Here is a 21,574-nt window from a genome sequence, read left to right on the forward strand (position 1 = left end):
TGGTAGTTGATTAGGAATTTAGCATGTCGTGTGGATTTGTAGGTATTCATTCTAAACCAACCTTCTTAATTCCAAGATTTGGTTTAATTATATCACACTTGGTTCTCAGTTTCAACCCTTGCATTCATCCCCGCCCTACAAGGACGAGGCTTTCTGCAGAATTCTTGTAAGGGTGGGATATATATCGGGAGCCTCGGGGATATATGAACCCGCATTCGAGCCTGTACATCTCTGTGGTCATAACCGCATACCCTTATCTCACCTTCAGTTTTTCTTAAAAGGCCCATTATGGTTTTCAGCGTAGTGCTCTTACCAGCACCATTAGGCCCTATCAATCCCACTACTTCTCCTGGATACAGCTCAAATGAGATTCCATCCACCGCTTTTACTTTGCCGTAATATTTCTTAAGGCCCTTTACAGATAGCAAATGTTCCATAAAATTCACCCTCTTTTTACATATCTACTCCATAGTCAGATTGTAAAGCCAGCTTTTATCCCATATGTGATTTTAGTGTAAAGTTAAATTTGGCTGCTCAAAACGCAATCCGCAATTTTGAAGCAAAAACGACAGTAAGCGAAAAATTAAAAATTAAGCGTTACTTTATCAAGCTACATTTAAGCAAATTAAGTTTGCAGTAAAATCTTTATGTTAATTATATAACACAGTAAACTATTTTGCCAATATTTTTCAAATCAAACCAAAAATAAATGGATATCAAAGATAGTCCCTTGATATCCATTTATGCAATTAATTACAATACCAATTGCGGTACTCAATTGCTCTAAAATAAACGATGGCCTTCCTGGCTTTGCTGTGCACCCATGAAATCCCGCATCAACCAACCAATTCTACAGTCTCCCTTGCTATCATCAGCTCTTCATTGGTTGGGACCACCAATACTTTGACCTTTGAGTCGGTAGTGGATATTTCGCCTTCTCGCCCCATTCTACCAACCATACGTTGATTCTTTTCCTCATCAATCTTTATGCCAAGAAACTCCAAACCTTCACAGGCTTTCTGGCGGATGTAAGGATTGTTTTCGCCTATGCCTGCCGTAAAGACTACGCAGTCCAACCCACCCATAGCCGCGGCGTATGCACCAATGTACTTCTTGATGGAGTAGGCGAATATGTCCAAGGCCAGCTTTGCCCGCTCATTCCCCTCTCGAGCAGCCGCTTCCAAGTCTCTGAAATCGCTGCTCACGCCCGATATGCCCAGTACCCCCGATTCCTTGTTCAAATAATGGTTGATCTGCTGGTAAGTCATATTTTCCTTTTCCATCAAAAACATGATGATGGCCGGGTCAATTGTGCCGCAGCGGGTACCCATGGGCAAACCTTCCAAGGGAGTAAATCCCATGCTGGTGTCCACCGACTTGCCGTTTTTAACAGCAGTGATGCTGGACCCGTTGCCCAAATGGCACGTAACTATCTTCAGCTCCTCTATCGGTCTACCCATAAGCTTAGCAGCCTTTAGCGATACATACTTGTGCGAAGTGCCGTGGAATCCGTAGCGCCTTATGCCGTATTTTTCATAAGCGCTGTATGGAATGGCATATATGTAGGATTCCCTGGGCATGGTCTGATGGAATGCCGTATCAAAAACGGCCACCATGGGCGTATTGGGCATAACGCTTTTGCATGCCTCTATGCCGGTTATATTGGCAGGATTGTGAAGGGGTGCCAGTTCGCTGTTTGCTCTTATCGCTTCCATTACGTCGTCATCTATTACCACCGAACCCGAAAACTTCTCGCCGCCATGAACAACCCTGTGCCCTACCGCCGAAATCTCGGACATGTCCTTGATCACCCCGTATTCGGGGTGCACCAGCGCATCTATGACCATTCTCACGGCCTGCACGTGGTCCTTGATGTCGGTCCTTATCTCAACCTTTTCCTTCCCAGCCGGTGTATGTGACAACACAGAGTTGTCTATCCCTATTCGCTCGGCATTGCCTTTGGCCAAAACCGTTTCATCGGCCATATCGATAAGCTGATACTTCAGCGAGGAACTACCGGCATTGATGACCAGCACCTTCATCCCGCGTCCCTCCCCTTCACTGTTGTTGGGCCTCAACAGCCGTAATGGCCACCACGTTGACGATATCCTCGGCGCTGCAGCCCCTTGACAGGTCGTTTACCGGCTTTGCCAGCCCCTGGCTCAGCGGTCCCAGCGCCATGGCCTTGGCCAGCCTCTGGGTGAGCTTGTACGCAATATTGCCGGCGTTAAGGTCAGGGAATATCAACACATTTGCCCTGCCCCCTACCGGACTGCCAGGACATTTCTTCTTGGCCACTTCCACATCCAGAGCAGCATCAACCTGCAGCTCGCCGTCTATGAGCAGGTCAGGCATCATCTCTTTGGCTATCCGCGTGGCCTCTCTTACCTTGTCAACCGATTCATGCTCGGCGCTCCCCTTTGTTGAGAAGGACAGCATGGCTATCCGTGGTTCCATACCCACCAGCACTTTAGCGGTCCTGGCTGCAGATACAGCAATAGCCGCCAGCTCCTGGGCCGTAGGATTAGGATTCAGGCCGCAGTCGGCATAGATGAACACTCCGTTTTCACCGTATGGGCAATCGGGTACCTCAATGAGGAAACAGCTGGATGCCACCGATATCCCCGGCATGGTCTTTATGATCTGCAAAACCGGCCTCCATACATCCGGCGTGCTGTGCACCGCACCCGCCACCATTCCATCAGCATCGCCCAGCTTGACCATCATAGAACCATAGTACAACGGGTTCTTTATAAGCTCCCTGGCTTTATCCGGGGTCATCCCTTTGTGTTTGCGCAGCTCTACCAGCTGATCGACGTAAAGGTCAAATTTATCCGAGCCCTCTGGCTCTATAATTGTAGCAGCCGCTATATCCAATCCTGCTGCGTTTTTATAAATCTCCTCTTTTTTGCCCAGCAGGATTATATCGGCTATGCCCTCCCTCATCACTATTTCTGCTGCCTTAAGCGTCCTGTCGTCATTGCTTTCAGGAAGGACTATGCGCTTTTTGCACGACTTGGCCTTGCTAATAATAGATTCCATTACACCCATAGATATTCCCCTTTCAGCAAAAGATTTATTTTTTGCTAATCACACACAAAAAGCCAACCCATTCTATATTCTACATAAAACATTAAAATCCTTCATAAAATATAATTTCAGAATTTTCTGTATATATTTTTTCAGCTTAAAACAACCATTATCTATTCTAACTCAAATGACCGGCAAATCAATAGTTTTTTAAATTTTACATTGTGCCGACTCCAAGATATAATAATATATCATCTCCAAAGCGAGGGGTTATTGTGAAAGTATTAGGGATTATCGCCGAATACAATCCGTTCCACAATGGGCATATGTATCACCTTAAAAGCTCTTTAGAGCTCATTGATCCCGATTACACCATAGTGGCCATGTCGGGCCACTTCACACAAAGGGGCGAAGCGGCCATAATCGATAAGTGGGAAAGGGCTGAGATGGCGCTCAAAAACGGCGTCGATATAGTAGTGGAGCTGCCGGCCGCATATTCATCTCAAACGGCAGAACTGTTTGCCTATGGCGGCGTCCAGCTTCTCAACCATACAGGGGTGGTAACCCACATCAGCTTTGGCAGCGAAATAGGGCAGATACAACCCCTTGCAGAAATAGCCAGGATACTGGCCGATGAACCACCACCCTTTAAAGCTCTGTTAAAACAATACCTGGATCAAGGGCTGTCCTTCCCTCAGGCCAGGCACAGGGCAATCAAAGAGCATGCAAAAAGAAGCGGGCTCGGCTTTTCAGAAAGCCAGTGGGAAAAAATAATTAACAGTTCAAACTCCATACTGGCAATAGAATACCTGAAGGCGCTCTACAGAACCAACAGCAGCATAATTCCGGTTACCATCCAGCGGATAGGCGCACCGTACAACGCTCAAGAGATGAGCGGTGAGGTATCCAGCGCAACGGCCATAAGGAATGAGCTCCTGAGGCAAAAATGCTGGGATAGCATTTCCCGTGCAATGCCTCAGGCATCCTTTAAAATATTAAAGTGCGCTGTGGAATCAGGGAAAGGGCCGGTCACCAACAGTTCCCTTGAACAGCTCTTGCTGGGAAAAATCCGCTCAATGCCCCTGGAAGAGATCAAACACCTGATGGATGTAGATGAAGGCCTTGAAAACCGCATAAAGGAATGCGCCCTTAAAGCCGCCACCCTGGATGAATTCATGGCCCTTGCCAAGACCAGGAGATACGTATACACGCGCCTGCAGCGCATACTCATTCATGCATTGCTGGGTATAACAAGAGAAAGAGTGGAAAGATTTCGGCGCGCCGGTGGGCCCCAATACTTGCGAATTCTGGGTTTCTCAAAAAGAGCCATACCGCTTCTAAAGCAATTAAAACAAAACGCCAGGGTGCCCATAATAACCAAGGCAGCCCATTATCATCGGATACTCGAGAGCCCCGTAGCCCGTGAAATGTTCGATATAGACGTTTTGGCTACCAATTTATACAGCCTTGGCATACCCGACCCACGCTACAGAAGGGGAAACAGGGACTTTACCGAGAAGATCAGGATCGTCTAATGCTGGTAGGTTTCTATGAGATTTTTTATGCGGTCCATAGCTTCCAGGGTCGCTTTTCTGCCCTCCTGTACGCATTCCTCCACCTTGTCGAAATAAAAGGGATGTATATCCGAGACATCAGGATAGATTATCACATCCCCTTTTTCGACATTGTTCTTCAAAATCTCCAGCTCCATTACCTCCAGCGACTGCAGAATCACTTCCAGGATGTTTACAGGCGGGCGATGCTGCCCTTGAAATCCTACGTCCACCCCTATGACCACATCGGCTCCCATACGCTTTACGGTATCCACCGGCACCCGTGCCAACAGCCCCCCATCCACCAAGATATAATCTCCCTGCTCTACCGGGGTAAATATTCCAGGTATGGATATACTGGCCCGCACAGCCCTGTATACCTTGCCCTCATTAAGCTCTATCAACCTGCAGGTCTTAAGGTCGACGGCCGTGACGGTAAGAGGAATGTTAAGTTCGCTAAACTCCTTATCGCGGGTAAGCAGCTTGATGAGCTCTTCAATCCTCTGTCCCTTTACAAAGCCGTAACGCGGAACAGTGACATCATAATACTTCTTTATGTCCAGGTTTTGTGCCAGGCCCTCCATCATCTTTGGAGAAACACCGGCGGCATACAAAGCTCCCACAATGGCCCCAATGCTGGTTCCGGCTATGTAGTCAGGGACGATCCCGTTTTCCTCAAGCACCTGCAATACACCAATGTGAGCCAAACCTCTAGCAGCCCCCGAGCCCAAAGCCAACCCTATCTTCACCTTTTTCTTCATAAACTTACTACCTCCACAATATGAATTATACTGAAGCGCACTCTTTATATGCCTTATTATGGGAGGAAAAATGCATAAAAGATACGCCTTGATAAAGCTACAATCGATAACATTGGTGATGTTATGTCTCCTGGTCGCCTGTTTTATAATCGCCTTTCCGCGCCAATCGTTCCAGGCGGCCTTGACTGGCCTGGACACCTGGCTGAGAAACGTCTTCCCGGCACTGCTTCCTTTCTTCATCACCTCCGAAATAATGATGGGTATCGGGCTGGTGGACTTTTTTGCCATCCTACTCAGGCCTGTCATGAGACCCTTGTTTCGCTGCCCGGGTGAAAGCTCGTTTATATGGGCTATGAGCATCACCTCGGGCTATCCCGTAGGAGCAAAGCTGACCTCCTCTTTCCTCGAGAGAGGCAGCATAACCGTCCACGAAGCCCAAAGGATAATGGCCTTTTGCAGCACCTCCGGCCCGCTCTTCATGCTGGGCGCGGTGGGCATAGGAATGCTCAACAGTTCTGCAGCCGGCAAGGTCATCGCAGCAAGCCACTATATCGCTTCCATTATAGTAGGCCTCATATTTCGCTTTTACATGCCATCCGGCCATAAAAAAGCCAAAAAAATAGATAACCCCCCTGGTATTAAGGCGGCTTTTGCGGCCCTGCTGGCCGCAAGAAAAAAGGACAGCAGAACCTTTGGAGAAATGCTGGGCGATGCCGTCCGCAATTCCATGAATGCGCTTTTGTATATAGGGGGATTTATCGTCCTATTTTCGGTAGTCATCAATATTTTGTTAAAAACGGGCTTCATAAGCAATGTGTCCCGAATGCTGGCACCTCTCCTCCTGCCTTTGGGAATAAAGCCCCAACTGCTCCCCGGCCTGATGGGCGGAATATTCGAGATGACCACCGGGTGCAAGCTGATATCCCAGGCCGCTGCTCCACTATCCCAAAAAATAATTCTGAGCGCATTTGTAATCAGCTGGAGCGGATTTTCCATTCACTTCCAGGTAATGGGCTTTTTAAGCAAAAGCGGCACCTCCATTGGCCTGTACATCATGGCCAAATTTCTCCATGGAATCCTGGCTTCCATCCTGGCCTGGACGATTATGAAAATATGGCCGCAACCCGAACTGGGCGTATTCCACCAATTTTCGCCACAACCGAATACATCATTCTCTGCTCAGCTACAAAGCGCATGGCAGCTGGTTGTGTATTGCATCTTGATTCTGTCTCTGACCGCCTTAATTTCCCTTATCATGGTACGCCTCAATCCATCCAGACACTCAAAACGCCCATAGCGCCCTCACTTCTTGCTCCCCTTTAGCTCCTCGCGGTTCTGCCTTATGACTTCCAGCTGCTGTGCAAGGTAGCGTTCCACCTCCTGCAGTATCTCATCGGCATATTCCCTTGCGCCCAGCCGTATCTTCTTGGCGCTATCCTGTGCATTTTCGATGATCTCCCTTGACTGCTGATAGGCCACCTGCGTAATCTCGTGCTCGTCCACAAGGGCTTTGATGTGCTGTTCGGTTTCTTTGAGAAGGGTTTCGGCTTCCTTCTGCGCTTCGGCCAGTATTCTCTGGCGTTCCTTGGTTATCATCTCTGCCTGTTCCAGTGCTTCCGGCAAGCTAAGGCGAATATCCCTGATGATATCCAGGCATTTATCGCGGTCCACCATTACTTTGCCCAGGAGGGGCACAGGCTTGCCATTCTCCAGCTCATCCTCCAAAATATCCAGAAGGTTGAAGATATTCATCTCTCCTACTCCCCCTCATGAGTTAATCAATTTCTTTTGTATATCAGGCAGAATAACTTCCGGCACCAGTTCGCCTATACAGCCCCCCAGCCTGCCGATCTCCTTGACGACGCTGGAGCTCAAATAGGAGTATTTATAGCTGGTCATCATGAACAAGGTTTCTATGTTGGGGTCCAGCTTTCTGTTCATGAGGGCCATCTGAAACTCGTATTCAAAATCGGATACTGCCCTCAATCCCTTTATGATGACGCGGGCGTTTTTCTTCCTCATGAAATCAACCAGCAATCCTTCGAAATGGTCAACTTCCACGTTGGGCAAGTCGCTCACCGCTTTTTTTATTAGCTCCATCCTCTCGGCCACTGTAAATGTCGCCACCTTGTTGGGGTTGCGCGCAACAGCCACAATCAGCTTATCAAATATCTTACTAGCCCTTTTTATGATATCCATATGTCCGTTGGTTATAGGATCGAAGCTGCCTGGATAAACAGCCACCTTCATGACGCCATTCACTCCTTTTTATAAAGGCTTATCTCTGTATCACCGTAACGCCTGTCCTGCAGTTTAATCAAACTCCCAACTCTATCAGGTTGATGGTCCCCGCTGGAATGCTCAAGTACAACTATGCCATCCTGACACAGTATATCGCTGTCGGCAATGGCATCCAGAAGCGGGGCTTCCAACCCTCTACTATAAGGGGGATCAGCAAATATTATGTCAAACCTTTCCCGACCGGAAAGGCGCTTGATTGCGTGAAACACATCGTCCCGTATGACCATCGATTGTTCAAGGCATCCGAGATTGGCACGGTTTTTATTGAGCACGTCGATGACGCGCGGGTCCTTCTCCACAAATACCACTCTTGAACAGCCCCTGCTTAAAGCCTCTAGGCCCAGATTGCCCGTCCCGGCAAACAGGTCTAGCACGTTGCTGTCGGCAATGTACTGCTGCAGTATGTTGAATATGGCCTCCTTTACCCTGTCAGATGTGGGCCGGGTATGCATGCCCTTTACCGCCAGCAGCCTTCTCCCCTTCCAGCACCCCGCTATGATCCTCAAGCCAATTTCCTCCATGGTACCTAATTTTTTTTATTATTCATTCTAGCATAATTTACTATACCGGACAAGCAATCTTTAAAAAACAGTCTAATTTTCCTATGCAAACGGATGTATATTTTTAGCCACAGCGTGCAATAATAGAAGTGTAACATCCCCCATAGAGCTCTTCCTTCAATTTCTCCTCTCCCAGCGCTGGTGGCTTAAAGGTCACCAGCTTTTTTGTTTTATGCAGCAACTTTGGCCTGCGATCACAGCACAACTGAAAAAGGAAAACAGCACATTTAAAATGCTTTTCCCCATGCTGACCACTTTAACTGGTGCTCGCAGATGCAGGTTTTAGCAGCTACCAAAAATGATAAAAGGGAACGGCTTTGAGCCGTTCCCTTTTATCATTCATGTTATCTACCGCTGAGCTGCCTCTCGGCCTGCTCGATCATCCTCTTCACCATATACCCACCGATATAACCAGCCTCTTTAGCAGTCAAGTCCCCATTGTACCCCTGCTTTAGATTAACTCCCAGCTGGCTGGCTATCTCAAACTTCATGTTGTCAAGAGCCTGCCTAGCCTCGGGAACCAACTTCTTATTATTCCTGGCCACGTCTATTTCACCTCCTGATTTATAGTGGTATTATTAATTTAACCAATACAACGATTTTTACTCTAGTAATATATAGCAACTGTATATTAGCGTTTCCATTTATATTTTTTCATTCTTTAAAGCGGTAAAGCTGACCCCTTGTAAACGTCCACTCAGGGGTAACAAGGCTATCTTTATAGTATTTACGATTTTTTAATTGAATGTTATCTCATTCAGCTGTTCATTAAACTTATCCATCGTATATTCAATCAGGGCTTTATAGGCTGGATTATCTCTTTGCTGCAAAACCTGCCTTACAGCCAGGTCAACCTGCTTTAATATACCTATATCCCTCACGAGGTTGGCAATTTTAAATTCGGGCAGGCCATGCTGCTTAACCCCGAGGAAATCGCCCGGCCCCCTGAGCTGTAGGTCCTTCTCCGCTATTTCAAACCCATCGTTGGATTTAGTCATGACCTTCATTCGCTCATAAATCTCCTTGGTCTTGGCATCGGCAATCAGGATGCAGTAAGACTGGTGCTCACCGCGGCCAACCCGTCCCCTCAGCTGATGCAGCTGAGCCAGGCCAAACCTCTCGGCGTTCTCAATTACCATGACGGTTGCATTGGGCACGTTTACTCCTACCTCTATCACCGTCGTCGAAATCAACACGTCGATCTGACCGGCTGCAAAGGCCTCCATTACGCTCTCCTTTTCAGCAGGTTTCATACGTCCGTGCAAAAGCCCCAGCCTCAAATCGGCCAGCTCCCCTCGCCTTAATGTTTCAAACAGTTCAATCGCTGACTGCGAATCTATAGCATCCGACTCCTCCACCAGAGGGCACACCATGTATGCTTGGCGTCCTTCTGCCACCTGACGCTTGATGAATTCCAAAACCCTGTCTTTCATGGATGGAGGTACATGATAGGTCTTAACAGGCTTTCTGCCAGGTGGCAGCTCATCGATTACCGAGACGTCCAAATCGCCATAAAACATCAGTGCAAGGGTCCTGGGTATAGGAGTGGCGGACATCACAAGCATATGGGGCGATTGGCCTTTCTGCTGCAGTGCAGCTCTTTGCCGCACCCCAAACCGGTGCTGTTCGTCGGTTATAACCAGGCCCAGATTTTTGAAATTGACCCCATCCTCAATCACCGCATGGGTTCCAACAAGGATATCTATGTCCCCTGTGGCCAGCCTGAATCTTATGCTCTCCTTCTCGACATTCTTCATCCCACCCACAAGGCACTCCACCTTTACACCGGTACCATCAAACAGCTCTTTGAGGGTTGCATAGTGCTGCCTGGCCAGTATTTCTGTTGGGACCATCATGGCTCCCTGATATCCGCTGAGCACGGCACAGTACAAAGCCAGGGCCGCCACCACCGTCTTGCCGGAACCCACATCCCCCTGTACCAGCCGATTCATCACTCTTCCGCTCTTCAAATCCCGCAGTATTTCGTCCACCACCCTCTTCTGCGCGTTGGTCAGGGGAAAGGGCAGCCTCTGTACAAACTCTTCAAAAGCCTTGTGATCCCACTCAAAGCTCAACCCACGGTTGTTGCTATGATTCTTCTCGCGAATCAGGTGTAGCGCCATCTTCATAAAGAACAGCTCTTCGAACACCAGTCTGCGCCTGGCCTCTTCCAGCGCCTGAAGGGATTGAGGAAAGTGTATATGGCGCATAGCAAAATTCTTTTCGGCCAGCTTAAACCTCTTTCGCAAATCTGCCGGAAACTCGTCATTCAAGCTTCCTTCTACTCTCTTCAAAGCCTCTGCCATCAAATTGCGCATGTCTTTCTGCGTAATCCCCTCGGTGAGCGGATAAATGGGCAGTATTTTGCTGCCATCATGTTTTTCAGGGACATACTCCTCAACAATGGGGTTCTGAAGCTGCACCATCCCATACCTGTATTCTACCCTTCCACGAACAAAATACAGCTTATCAGTGCTGTACATATTGCTGCGGTAAGGCTGATTAAACCATACGCACCACAGATAGCCGGTATCGTCTTTTGCACGCCATGTGGTTATGGTCAAGCCCTTCCTGGGCTTTTGAGTGTTTGCATTCCCGACAAAGGTCACCACAAAGGACGCATCTTCCCCATCCACAGCGTTGGCCACTTTCTTTATACCGCGCCATATTTCGTAATCCCTGGGAAAATGCTGCAGCGCATCTTCCACAGTCTTTATGCCCAGCTTGTTTAAACGGGCGGCCTTTTTGGGGCCCACGCCTTTTATAAACTGTACATCCTGCTTCAATATGCTCATAAACCGTTTGCACCTCATCATGGTAAAAACATCGCTCAGCAATTGAAGATTAAAACATGCATAGAAAAATTATACCACAATATTTTGAGCATTTTTAAACGATCTAGCTTTTATTAAAACCGTCTGGCTACAACCTGTATCCTGCTCCTCACAAAACGTCGGCTTTGCAATTACTGTTGTGTTATAAATCGAAGAATAAAACGAAAAGCCGGAAGGTGCTCCTCCGGCTCATCGTTTGAATCGGCCTCAATCCGCTCACTCTACCGATATGATGTAATAATACAATGGTTGGCCGCCAAAATGGACTTCCACCTCGACGTCCGGATAGCGGCTCGACACAAAATCCGCTATCGCTTCAGCATCCTGTGCGCTCACCTGCTCCCCGTAATACAGGGTGATTATCTCGCTATCGTCATCCATCATATTATCTATAAGACCTCTGGCAACTTCGTTTATATCCTTACCCACAACGCTTATCTTCCCATCAATCAGGCCCAAAATATCACCTTTTTGTATGCTCATACCATCGAAATTCGAATCGCGTACGGCATATGTCACCTGTCCGGTCTTCACCGAGCTTAATGCCGCCGTCATGCGCTGTACATTGGTCTCGGCATCCACATCGGGATTGAACGCCAGCACGGCCGCTATGCCCTGGGGAATGGACTTGCTGGGTATAACATAGATCTTTTTATCGCTTATTTGCTGTGCCTGGGAGGCCGACAAGATTATATTGCCGTTGTTAGGGAGAATGAATATCTCCTTTGCCTTAACCTTCTCGATAGCCTTCAGCAAATCGTCTATGCTGGGATTCATGGTTTGTCCACCTTCAACCACGAAATCGACTGCCAAATCCTTGAATATGGAAGAAATCCCCTCGCCCATGGCCACCGCAATTACCCCAAACTGCTTTTCCAGGGCATCATCCCGCGGTGCAGGCTCCTCACTGCCAATTTCATTCATGTGCCTGTGCTGCTCTCTCATATTGTCTATTTTTATGCTGGACAGCTCCCCGTACCTCAATCCCAGCTGCAACACCTTGCCGGGCATGTTGGTGTGCACGTGAACCTTGATTATGTCATCATCGCGTATGACCAGCACAGAATCTCCCAGCTTGGTCAACCTTTCCCTTAAATTCTCCTCGTCCCCTTCTTCCACATAAGGATACAGATTCTTTATGAGGAATTCAGTACAGTATCCATATTCTATATCTTCCTGGGGCTGTACCTCAAGCTTTGGCGCTGCGGAATAGCTCCCAGTAGCCATCATTATGCTGTCCGGCTCAAAAGTCCCTTTAAGTGCATGGCTAGCGCCTATCATGATATACAGAAGCCCCATCCCGCCTGCATCCACAACGCCCGCCTGCTTCAGTACCGGAAGCATTTCAGGGGTTTTATCAAGGACCTTCTTGGCCACCTTTATGATCTCTTTATAAAACTCATTGAAATCCTTTTGGTTTCTGGCAATCTTCCTCGCTTCCTCCGCCGTAACCCGGGCAACCGTAAGCATGGTACCCTCAACCGGCTTCATGACAGCTTTGTATGCGGTATCCACTCCCGCTTGCATGGCCTCGGCATAGTCGCTGGTGGTAATTTCTTTGCGGCCCTGCAATGCCCTGGCAAATCCTCTGAACAGCTGAGACAATATGACCCCTGAATTCCCTCTTGCCCCCTTCAGCGCACCGCTGGCCAGAGCGTTTACCACTTCGGCCATGCTATCGGAGCGGGCGCCCTGTACCTCCTTTGCCGCCGCCAGCATGGTAAGCGACATATTTGTGCCCGTATCGCCGTCGGGAACCGGAAACACGTTCAGAGCGTTTACAGCCTGCTTGTGCTTATCCAGAAACTGAGTGGCAGACAGTATCATCTCTTTCAGTTTCGCTGCATCAATGAATTCGCACTTCAACTCCTTGTACCTCCTTCAGTCAGGGTAAATCACACTCTAACGCCTTCTACGTTGATATCCACCCGTTTTACGCTCATACCGGTAAAGTTTTCTATGTTATACTTCACTGTTTCCATAACATTTTTAGCCACAGTAGCTATGGAAATCCCGTATTCGACAATGATATATAAATTTATGTAAACCTCATTGTCCTGTGTGTAAACCTTCACACCTCTGGACAGATTTTCCAACCCCAGCAGTTCCACCAGGCCGTCAGTTGGACGCTTGGCAGCCATTCCCACAATTCCATAGCACTCCATAGCCGATATTCCCGCCAGTGTTGCCAGCACTTCGTCCGAAATGATGATCTCCCCCAACGAATTTCTTTTTCTAGCAGCCATTGTTGTGCCTCCCTTCTTAAACACCTTCACCAACGAAAATTCTACTACCATTCTATAATATGACGGCAAATCATGCAATAACATTTAAATTTTCGGCGGTTTATTTTCTTGCAAAACCACCAGCTTAATGATACAATATTATTGTTTTTAAGCAACGGCAGTGGATATAAAGGAGGAGGTGTTCAGTCCATGTCAAGAAGCTGTGACATATGCAAGAAGGGGTTATTGTACGGAAAAGCAGTCAGCCATTCCAACCGCAAGACCAACCGCGTATGGGTTCCAAACCTTCAAAAAGTGAAAGCCCTCGTCAATGGGACTCCCAAGACCATCAGGGTTTGCACCAAGTGCCTTAAGTCGGGAAAAGTACAAAGGGCGCTTTAATCAGGTTTATTGCGTTTCAGAGCGCATAAACGTTCACACTAAAAAAACGTGCGATTAAGCACGTTTTTTTAATTTTTTGCGAGAATATTCTCTTTTATGACCTTGAGCAATCGTAAGTAATCAACAGCAGCTTTTCAACCGGCCCTCATTTTCCTCAGCCTTCTTATGAATTTCCCCAGCAACTTGGGTAGTTTTATAACGTATATCCTGGTCATGCCCATCACCTCACTTCCTCAAGAGGATGACGCCTATGGCTATCATCACGAACCCTAACAAAAACACCCACATCCACAGCGGTACCCATATTATTATCAGAAGTATACCTGCGACGATTAAGAGCACGCCTAAAACAATCCTGGCTGTATTGCCCCTCTTTTTAGGAGAAAATCTCACCATCAATCCTGGTCACTTCCCCGCCTGCATGAGAATTTAACGCTTCTTTCCCTCGATAAACATTATATGCTGGATACAGCAGGCAGGTGACTTATAAACTCAATCCCTTGCTATGACCACCATTACCCATCCCGAGCCGACGTGTACCTCTGCCCTGGGTTTTACCAATACATTGCTTACCCCGTAGGGGAAATCCAGGGGCAAAATGCCGTCCACTATGGGATATTTCAGCCCGTCAGTGCGCAAAATCCGGACATCGCCGCCCAGGGGTAGCAACGACAGCGTCTGCCCTATTTCCCCCTCTATCTCTACTTTCCCACTAGAAACCATCACAACGTTATGTGAGTCCAAAATCTGAGCTTTTATACCCCGTCTGGCAAGCCTGTACAGCATAAGCATGTTGGCATAGGAATGGTCCCATCGGCTCCCAAATGTGCCCACTAAAAACACCTGGCTGGCTCCCATCTCTATGGCCGTATCAACCGCTATCTGCATATCAGTCTTATCCTTGTCCATAGGATACCGTTTAATCGGGATCCCGGCCATGCTATACTCCTGCAACACCTCATCAGGCAGCGAGTCGAAATCCCCCACCATCAGATCAGGGACGACTCCCAGCTCCCGCGCGTGCCTTACCCCTCCATCGGCACATATAACGTAATCCACTTGCGGCAGCATGGCCTTTACCTTTTGTATATCCTTTATCTCTCCGTTGGCAATTATTAGCACCTTCATAGTTTCGCCTCTTGCCTCATAGCCTCTATAATGCCCTTTATGTCCTGGGCGCCAAAAACCGCAGAGCCGGCTACTATAACCTCTGCTCCCGCCTTTACCACATCCCTTATATTGTGCAGTCCAATGCCACCATCCACCTGTATGCAAAAATCAGCGCCATATGTGCTCCGCATATCCGCCAGTTTCCTGATCTTGTCCATCATGGCTGTGATAAACTTTTGACCGCCAAAGCCTGGATTCACCGTCATCAAGAGCACCATATCTACATCCCCCAAAACGTATTCCAGGACATTGAGCGGCGTAGACGGATTTAACGCCACAGCGGCCTTTACGCCTAGGCCTTTTATGTAGTGTATTGCCCTGTGCAGATGGGGTAGCACCTCGGCATGTACGGTGATGCTATCCGCGCCGGCCTCCACATAAGCATCCACAAACTCCATGGGATTGTCCATCATGAGATGGACATCAAAAGGCAGCCTGGTGTAAGGGCGTATGGCCTTGACCACCAGAGGACCTATGGTGATGTTGGGCACAAAATGGCCGTCCATAACGTCGATGTGTACGATGTCAGCACCCCCCTTGTCCAGCCTTTTGACCTCCTCACCCAACTTGGAAAAATCAGCTGAAAGGATTGAGGGGGCAATCTTTATCACCACCGCTCCCTCCTCTTTTCATTTATGTCCTCTATGATCCGGATGTAGCGTTCATAACGCTGCCCAGGAATCTCTCCCCGCTGTACGGCCTCCTTCACTCCACAATGGGGCTCCCTGTAGTGTATGCACTTGGGGAACCTGCACCTTTCAGCATATGGAATAAACTCGTCGTAGTAAAGCTGAACCTCCTCGGGCTGCATGAGATCCACATCCAGCGCGCTGAAACCAGGGGTGTCAACCAGCATCTTGCCATCAGGCAGTATGAGGAGCTCTACGCTGCGAGTGGTATGCTTGCCCCTCTTGGTCTTGTTGCTTATATCTCCTACCTCACGCGATACATGCGGATAAAGCTGATTAATTAACGATGACTTGCCCACTCCCGACTGCCCGGCAAAGGTGGTGATACCGCTGTACAGCCCCTGTTTGAGTTCCTCAATCCCGGTACCATCCTTGCACGATATGCAAAAAATAGGACAGCCCGAAAGGCGGTACTCCTCTTCAATGGCCTTCACCTCAGATTCGCACTCCGCCAGGTCTATCTTGTTTATCACTACAAAAGGCTTTACGGAGTTGACCCGGGCCGCCAATATGAGCTTATCCACCAACAGCAAATCCGGATCCGGATGCTTAACCGACATAACAATCCCAAGATTGTCAATATTGGCCACACATGGGCGCTTGAACTGATTTTTTCGTGGCAGTACGGATTCTATCACAGCATCCCTTGTGTTGACCTCCACCACATCCCCAACCACAGGGGTAATCCCCTCTTTACGGAACTTGCCCCTGGGGATACACCGCAGGACATTCCCATTCAAATAGACATCATAGAATCCACCTACTCCCCTGACTATAATCCCTCTCTCCATCAATCAGCATCTTCCTTTTTTGTAAAATCGACTGTAATCTCCTTCACTGGCTGATCATCTATATATATAATGTAGCGTACAACGCCCGAACCTTCAAGATTTATGGATATAGTACCTTCAGATAGCACATGCTCGGCATCGTATACAACCTGGCCATCATCGGCCCGTTTTATCGTAACCTTTATGCGCCTATCGCCGTCATTCTCTTGATTTTCGCCATACTGGCTGAGGTCAATTTCCAGCACCTTGGGATAAGAGGGCACCGGCCCTAAACTTACCCACAGATCGACTTCTCGGCCAGGCTCTACCACATCACCTGCCTGTGGATTCTGCCTGTATACAACCCCCTCGGGATATTCCTGGTTATAATCCTTGGTAACCTTGCCTACCTTAAGCCCAATACCCTCTATGAGTTCCCTGGCAATTTCCTCTTTTAGCCCAACATATTCCTGTACCTCAACCAGCTCCTTCTCCGGCTTCTTGCTTATAACCAGCACAATCTCGGTGTTTTCCACCACCTCGGTATTGGGCTCTATGCTCTGCCTGACCACCGTATCAGCTGGCATATCGCTTTCAACGTACTCCGGAGGCCCTACCTTGAGCCCGGCATTCTCCAGAGCTATTTCGGCATCACGCTGTGAAAAACCGATTACATTCGGCACTTTGATGGTCCTGGGTCCCAGGCTGACCACCACATTTACCGTAGAGTGAGGTTTCACCTTTATGCCCTCGGCCGGCTCTTGATACAGTATGATTCCCTCTTCCTGGCTGCTGTTTCTCCTCTCGACGACTTTCATGGTCAGATTGTGCTCCTGTAATATCCTTTTAGCATCCTGCTCATTCAGCCCTACCACCCTGGGTACCTCAACCTCTTCTACCACAAAATGATTCTTGTATATCTGGCTGCCTATATAGAAGAACAGTGCCAGTATAACAAGCAAAGGAAGAGTGATAAATAGCAGCTTCAACCATATGGGTCGCTTCTTTTTCTCAGCCGAACCTTCAAGTTGTTCCCTATCAACGTTAATCGGCCTGAAGACCTGCGTGGGCATATCGCTGTTGTCGCTACCGCGAACGACGAAACTGCCGTTGGGCTCTTTTAGCACTCTCTGCAGGTCTTTTATCATTTCACCGGCGGTTTGGTAGCGTTTACTCTGGTCTTTTTCTATCGCCTTCTCTATGACATCCTGAAGGCTTTTGGGGATATCAGGGTTGAGCTCTCCAGGGGGCTTTACCTTTTCCTGAATATGCTTGAGCGCCACCGAAACGGCGGTATCTCCTTCAAACGGCACCGTACCTGTCACCATCTCATACAGCACTATGCCCAGAGAATAAAGGTCAGATTTGGCGTCCACATGCCCTCCGCGGGCCTGTTCGGGCGAAAAATAGTGTACCGACCCCATGACATTGGCCCCTGCCATGGTGACGGTAGCAGAAGTAGCAGCTCGTGCTATGCCAAAATCCGTAACTTTTATAGTGCCGTCCTCGCTAACGAGTATGTTTTGAGGCTTTATATCGCGATGTATAATGCCGTTTTTGTGGGCGTGTTTGAGTGCAGAGCATATTTGGATGGCAATACGCACAGCCTCCTCCCAATCCAGCTTTCCTTTCTCACGGATGTATTCCTTCAGCGTTTTCCCTTTGATATATTCCATGACTATATAATATATCCCGTTCTCCTCTCCAACATCATAGATATTAACTATATTGGGATGGGAAAGGCTGGCCGCTGCCTGAGACTCCCTTTTAAAACGTGCCACAAATTCCTCGTCTTCTACCAGCTCAGGCCTTAGCACCTTTACGGCTACGTGCCTTTTCAGCAGATGGCATTTAGCTTTGTAGACGATGGCCATACCCCCGCTGCCGATCTTCTCTTCCAGCTCATACCTTCCACCCAAAATCCGTCCCAGCAAAGGCTTCACCTCTTTTCCGTCGCACAGGAGTATTTGGCCATGACTATAGTGACGTTGTCAACGCCTCCATCATCCAGCGCCTTTTTGCCCAAAATCGAAGCGATCTCGTCCAGCGATTCGATAGAGTAAAACAGCTCAACATTTTGGTTCAAGTCCACATGGTTGCTCAAACCATCAGTGCACAGAAGTATTATATCATTGTCTTTAAGCTCTATTTCGTAATAATCGGCGTTAACCTGGCTTGCTGTACCAAGCGCACGGGTGATGATGTTCTTTTGAGGGTGATTGTTCATCTCTTCTTGGGTTATCTTACCTTCCTCCAGCAACTCCTGAACCAGCGAATGGTCGCGCGTAATTTTGGTTATCGCCCTATCCCGTATCAAATAGGCCCGGCTGTCCCCGACATGCCCTATACATACTCTATGGTTAAAAAAATAGGCAAGGGTAAGGGTCGTCCCCATACCCTTATACATAGGGTGGGTTTGGGACTGATTATACACCTTTGTATTGGCCTGCTGGATGGAGTTCAATATGAAGTCCTTGGCTCGCTCCAGCGACGTAACCCTGTGCGAATTTTCAACATAGTACTCCACTATAGCCTCGACCACCATGCGGCTGGCCACATCCCCTGCATTGTGGCCACCCATCCCATCGGCCACCATCATCAAATTCTTCGCTTGAGTTCCACCCGTGGGGATGAAAAAATAGTCTTCGTTGTTCTTTCTCACCTTGCCCGGATGGCTATAAGCGCTAAATACCAACCTCACGTCCCCCTCACCTCTCGTCCTGACGGGTTTCAACCCGCTCAAGATAGCTCCTTCTGAGCTGACCGCAGGCACCTTCAATATCCAGCCCCAGCTCCCTGCGCTTGGTAACGGCAATCCCTTGCGATTTCAGCAGTGAAACAAATCTTTCTACAGTAGCCTGTGAACTCCTCTTGTACCCCAGCCCCCTGACGTTGTTCAAGGGGATGATATTGACATGGCACGGAAAACCTTTGAGCCTTCGGGCCAATTCAATGGCATCCCTCTCACGATCATTCAAATCGCTGATCAAGGCATACTCAAACGTTACCCTCCTGCCGGTCTTTTTAAAGTAATATCTGCTGGCTTTGAGTATCTCGTCAATCGAATAGGCCGACGCAACCGGCATGATCAACTTTCTAAGCTCATCGTTTGGTGCATGAAGGGAAATCGAAAGGGTAATTGGAAGCCCTTCTTCGGCCAAATCCATCATCTTGGGCACAAGCCCGCAGGTGGACAGCGTAATCCTGCGATAGCTCATGTTGAGCCCCATTGGGTAATGCATCATTTTAATAAATTTAACGGTGTTATCATAATTGTCAAGAGGCTCCCCAATACCCATGAGCACTATATTGCCCACTTTACGTTCTCCACCTTTTTCGAGGTCCTTGTTCACCTCTATGACCTGCGCCAGCATCTCCCCGGCAGAGAGGTTGCGAACCAACCCACCAATGGTGGAAGCGCAGAACTTACATCCCATCCTGCACCCCACCTGCGTGGACAAACACAGGGAGTTGCCGTACTTATAGCGCATTACAACACTTTCAATTATATTACGGTCCTGCAGTAAAAACAAATATTTTGTAGCATCTCCAGCACTTGATGTGCGCTTGTCCAGCATCTGCAACTTTACTATGTAAAACCGTTCTGCCAGGAGCTCGCGAAAAGCCTTCGGCAAATCGGTCATATCGTCGAAGCTCTTTATGCCCCTGTGAAGCCACTGAAGTATCTGCTGAGCACGATAATGGGGTTGTCCCAATTCCTGTACCGCCTGTTGTATTTCCTCCAGCGATAAGCTCAAAATATCCTGCTTTTCTCTCATGGTCACCTCATCCTTTTTAGCCTAGTAATGAAAAAGCCGTCTATTCCATCCCTGGAAGGGATGAGCTGAATCATTCCCGGCTGAACAACCGAATCTTTTAAGCCCTCCGGTAATAAATACGTAAAATCATCCAATACAAAGTGGGGATTGCGCTCCAAAAATTTCTCAATAACCCTCTGGTTTTCATCCACATTCATGGTACACGTGCTGTAAACAAGTATGCCTCCCGGCTTTACATAACGTGAACAGGTAGAAATGATCTGGCTTTGAAGCTCATAAAGCTCATCAAGGTCTTCCCGCTTTATGCTGTTCTTTATATCGGGCTTCTTGTATATGACCCCCCATCCGCTGCACGGGGCATCAATGAGCACTCGATCAGCCTGCCCCTCAAGACATGCCTGAAACTCCCGGGCATCCTGCTGCTGCGGCTCGACAATGGTAGCCCCCAGCCTCTTGGCATTGAGCCTTATCAATTCGACCCTTTGAGGGTGGACATCCCATGCCAGTATACGCCCCTCATTCCCCATCAGCTCGGCCATATGGGTGGCCTTACCGCCTGGGGCGCTGCACGCATCTATAATAAGCTCGCCCTTTTGGGGATCAAGAACGCGAACAACCAGCATGGAGCTCTCGCCCTGTACCGTAAAAAAGCCTTCCGCATAGAGGCGGTTGTTCTCAATATCGCCAGCAGAACAGAGCCTTAAAGCCTCATCCTTTATATACAGGCCATCTTCACACTGTATGCCCTGCCGGATAAACCGCTCCTTAAGCTCGTCCTTTGTTATTCTGTTTCTGTTGACCCTTATTGTGACGTAATCTCCGTGACTTCCGGCAGGCATTACCATGGTCTCTGCCACCGCTATGCCATAATCGTCAACCCACTTTTTTACCAGCCACACGGGATAACTGTAAGTAAGCGATAGGTTGAACACCGGATCTTCTTCCTTTGATGGGAACGAAATGTCCTGCTTGTGCCTTACGATGTTCCTGAGCACGCCGTTTACAAAACCCGCCAGAGCCTTATTGCAGTACTTCCTGCACAGCTTGACCGATTCATCGCAAACCGCAAAGTCGGGCACCCGATCCATATACATGATCTGGTAGCAGCCCATCCTCAATATGTTTATTGCCCAGGGATTGGCCCGCTTCAAACTGCAGAACTTGTTCAAGATCCAGTCAATGGTGATCTGCCGCTCCAGAGTGCCATAAACCAGCTGGGTCACAAAGGCGGCATCCCTGTCCGACAACCTGGCTCTCCTCAAATGGTGCTTCAAACTTATATTGGCGTATTTCCCATTATGGTTTACCTCTTTCAATATTCGCAAAGCAGTATCCCTTGCAGCATCGATTTTTGTTTTCATAATATTCGCTCCACAATTTTCTCCTTAAGCAATATTTATACTACTTTATACTACCTCGTTTAAACTTACAGATTTTTAAACAAGGATTTACACAGCAAAATCTTACAATACTGTTAACCCTTATTTGCTCATCTAACCA

At 48.2% G+C, this 21,574-nt stretch carries 21 protein-coding genes and 1 pseudogene; 3 read left to right on the forward strand and 19 right to left on the reverse strand.

All coding sequences use genetic code 11. The features are described 5' to 3' along the window. Window positions 1-165: 165 nt before the first annotated feature. From BM241_RS07210 to pta, 3 genes and pseudogenes are all read right to left on the reverse strand, one after another. Window positions 166-437: pseudogene (locus tag BM241_RS07210) on the reverse strand (ATP-binding cassette domain-containing protein); the annotation flags it as partial. Window positions 438-836: 399 nt separating this feature from the next. Next, window positions 837-2,042 (reverse strand): acetate/propionate family kinase, encoded by a 1,206-nt coding sequence (locus BM241_RS07215; protein WP_025747043.1) that lies wholly within the window; start codon window positions 2,040-2,042, stop codon window positions 837-839. 16 nt (window positions 2,043-2,058) lie between these two features. Continuing rightward, window positions 2,059-3,051, reverse strand: coding sequence for a phosphate acetyltransferase (gene pta, locus BM241_RS07220; protein WP_025747044.1), 993 nt, complete (start codon window positions 3,049-3,051; stop codon window positions 2,059-2,061). 254 nt (window positions 3,052-3,305) lie between these two features. Between pta and BM241_RS07225 the strand changes: the two genes are divergently transcribed. After that, window positions 3,306-4,565: a nucleotidyltransferase gene (locus tag BM241_RS07225; RefSeq protein WP_025747045.1), complete on the forward strand. Its 1,260-nt coding sequence runs from the start codon at window positions 3,306-3,308 to the stop codon at window positions 4,563-4,565. Here the strand turns inward: BM241_RS07225 and BM241_RS07230 are convergent. Further along, entirely contained in the window at window positions 4,562-5,344 is a 783-nt protein-coding gene (locus BM241_RS07230; RefSeq protein WP_025747046.1) for a patatin-like phospholipase family protein, read from the reverse strand. The two genes, BM241_RS07225 and BM241_RS07230, sit on opposite strands and share 4 nt — an antisense overlap. A 70-nt stretch (window positions 5,345-5,414) precedes the next feature. On the opposite strand from BM241_RS07230, the gene ylbJ reads away from it, so the two are divergent. Further along, entirely contained in the window at window positions 5,415-6,641 is a 1,227-nt protein-coding gene (gene ylbJ / locus BM241_RS07235; RefSeq protein WP_025747047.1) for a sporulation integral membrane protein YlbJ, read from the forward strand. Window positions 6,642-6,646: 5 nt separating this feature from the next. On the opposite strand, the gene BM241_RS07240 is transcribed toward ylbJ, so the two are convergent. The 7 genes from BM241_RS07240 to BM241_RS07270 all read right to left on the reverse strand — a co-directional run bounded on the left by BM241_RS07240 (window position 6,647) and on the right by BM241_RS07270 (window position 13,285). Further along, entirely contained in the window at window positions 6,647-7,096 is a 450-nt protein-coding gene (locus BM241_RS07240; RefSeq protein WP_092282379.1) for an ATPase, read from the reverse strand. A 15-nt stretch (window positions 7,097-7,111) separates the two neighbouring features. Then, the gene (gene coaD / locus BM241_RS07245; RefSeq protein ID WP_025747049.1) at window positions 7,112-7,594 is read right to left on the reverse strand and encodes a pantetheine-phosphate adenylyltransferase; all 483 of its coding nucleotides are present in this window, start codon (window positions 7,592-7,594) and stop codon (window positions 7,112-7,114) included. 8 nt (window positions 7,595-7,602) lie between these two features. Next, window positions 7,603-8,151, reverse strand: a complete 549-nt coding sequence (gene rsmD, locus BM241_RS07250) for a 16S rRNA (guanine(966)-N(2))-methyltransferase RsmD (RefSeq protein ID WP_177206119.1) — start codon at window positions 8,149-8,151, stop codon at window positions 7,603-7,605. 398 nt (window positions 8,152-8,549) lie between these two features. Then, a complete protein-coding gene (locus BM241_RS07255) occupies window positions 8,550-8,750 on the reverse strand; it encodes an alpha/beta-type small acid-soluble spore protein (RefSeq protein WP_025747051.1) in 201 nt (66 codons plus the stop codon). Between the two features lie 192 nt (window positions 8,751-8,942). Then, window positions 8,943-11,021, reverse strand: a complete 2,079-nt coding sequence (gene recG / locus BM241_RS07260) for an ATP-dependent DNA helicase RecG (RefSeq protein WP_242948310.1) — start codon at window positions 11,019-11,021, stop codon at window positions 8,943-8,945. Window positions 11,022-11,255: 234 nt separating this feature from the next. Beyond that, the gene (locus BM241_RS07265; protein ID WP_025747053.1) at window positions 11,256-12,905 is read right to left on the reverse strand and encodes a DAK2 domain-containing protein; all 1,650 of its coding nucleotides are present in this window, start codon (window positions 12,903-12,905) and stop codon (window positions 11,256-11,258) included. 29 nt (window positions 12,906-12,934) lie between these two features. Beyond that, entirely contained in the window at window positions 12,935-13,285 is a 351-nt protein-coding gene (locus tag BM241_RS07270) for an Asp23/Gls24 family envelope stress response protein (protein ID WP_025747054.1), read from the reverse strand. A 189-nt stretch (window positions 13,286-13,474) separates the two neighbouring features. Here BM241_RS07270 and rpmB point away from each other — a divergent pair, with 189 nt between their 5' ends. Further along, complete coding sequence (rpmB, locus tag BM241_RS07275) at window positions 13,475-13,666, forward strand: 50S ribosomal protein L28 (RefSeq protein WP_025747055.1); 192 nt, start codon at window positions 13,475-13,477, stop codon at window positions 13,664-13,666. A gap of 225 nt (window positions 13,667-13,891) precedes the next feature. Here rpmB and BM241_RS12460 read toward each other — a convergent pair whose 3' ends face one another. From BM241_RS12460 to rsmB, 8 genes are all read right to left on the reverse strand, one after another. Beyond that, on the reverse strand, window positions 13,892-14,065 hold the full coding sequence (locus BM241_RS12460; RefSeq protein WP_169729713.1) for a hypothetical protein: 174 nt from the start codon (window positions 14,063-14,065) through the stop codon (window positions 13,892-13,894). A gap of 93 nt (window positions 14,066-14,158) precedes the next feature. Continuing rightward, window positions 14,159-14,794, reverse strand: coding sequence for a thiamine diphosphokinase (locus BM241_RS07280; RefSeq protein ID WP_025747056.1), 636 nt, complete (start codon window positions 14,792-14,794; stop codon window positions 14,159-14,161). After that, window positions 14,791-15,447 (reverse strand): ribulose-phosphate 3-epimerase, encoded by a 657-nt coding sequence (gene rpe, locus BM241_RS07285; protein ID WP_025747057.1) that lies wholly within the window; start codon window positions 15,445-15,447, stop codon window positions 14,791-14,793. The genes BM241_RS07280 and rpe overlap by 4 nt, the downstream gene beginning before the upstream one ends. Beyond that, window positions 15,444-16,316, reverse strand: coding sequence for a ribosome small subunit-dependent GTPase A (gene rsgA, locus BM241_RS07290; RefSeq protein ID WP_025747058.1), 873 nt, complete (start codon window positions 16,314-16,316; stop codon window positions 15,444-15,446). The genes rpe and rsgA overlap by 4 nt, the downstream gene beginning before the upstream one ends. Next, on the reverse strand, window positions 16,316-18,229 hold the full coding sequence (pknB, locus tag BM241_RS07295) for a Stk1 family PASTA domain-containing Ser/Thr kinase (RefSeq protein WP_025747059.1): 1,914 nt from the start codon (window positions 18,227-18,229) through the stop codon (window positions 16,316-16,318). Before pknB ends, rsgA begins: the two co-directional genes overlap by 1 nt. A gap of 5 nt (window positions 18,230-18,234) precedes the next feature. Beyond that, window positions 18,235-19,038: a Stp1/IreP family PP2C-type Ser/Thr phosphatase gene (locus BM241_RS07300; protein ID WP_177206120.1), complete on the reverse strand. Its 804-nt coding sequence runs from the start codon at window positions 19,036-19,038 to the stop codon at window positions 18,235-18,237. Next, entirely contained in the window at window positions 19,004-20,074 is a 1,071-nt protein-coding gene (rlmN, locus tag BM241_RS07305) for a dual-specificity RNA methyltransferase RlmN (protein WP_092282384.1), read from the reverse strand. Before rlmN ends, BM241_RS07300 begins: the two co-directional genes overlap by 35 nt. Window positions 20,075-20,076: 2 nt before the next feature. Further along, window positions 20,077-21,435: a 16S rRNA (cytosine(967)-C(5))-methyltransferase RsmB gene (gene rsmB, locus BM241_RS07310; protein ID WP_092282385.1), complete on the reverse strand. Its 1,359-nt coding sequence runs from the start codon at window positions 21,433-21,435 to the stop codon at window positions 20,077-20,079. Window positions 21,436-21,574 lie beyond the last annotated feature (139 nt).

It is taken from the genome of Caldicoprobacter faecalis, assembly GCF_900115765.1.
GTDB classification, from domain to species: Bacteria; Bacillota; Clostridia; order Caldicoprobacterales; family Caldicoprobacteraceae; genus Caldicoprobacter; species Caldicoprobacter oshimai.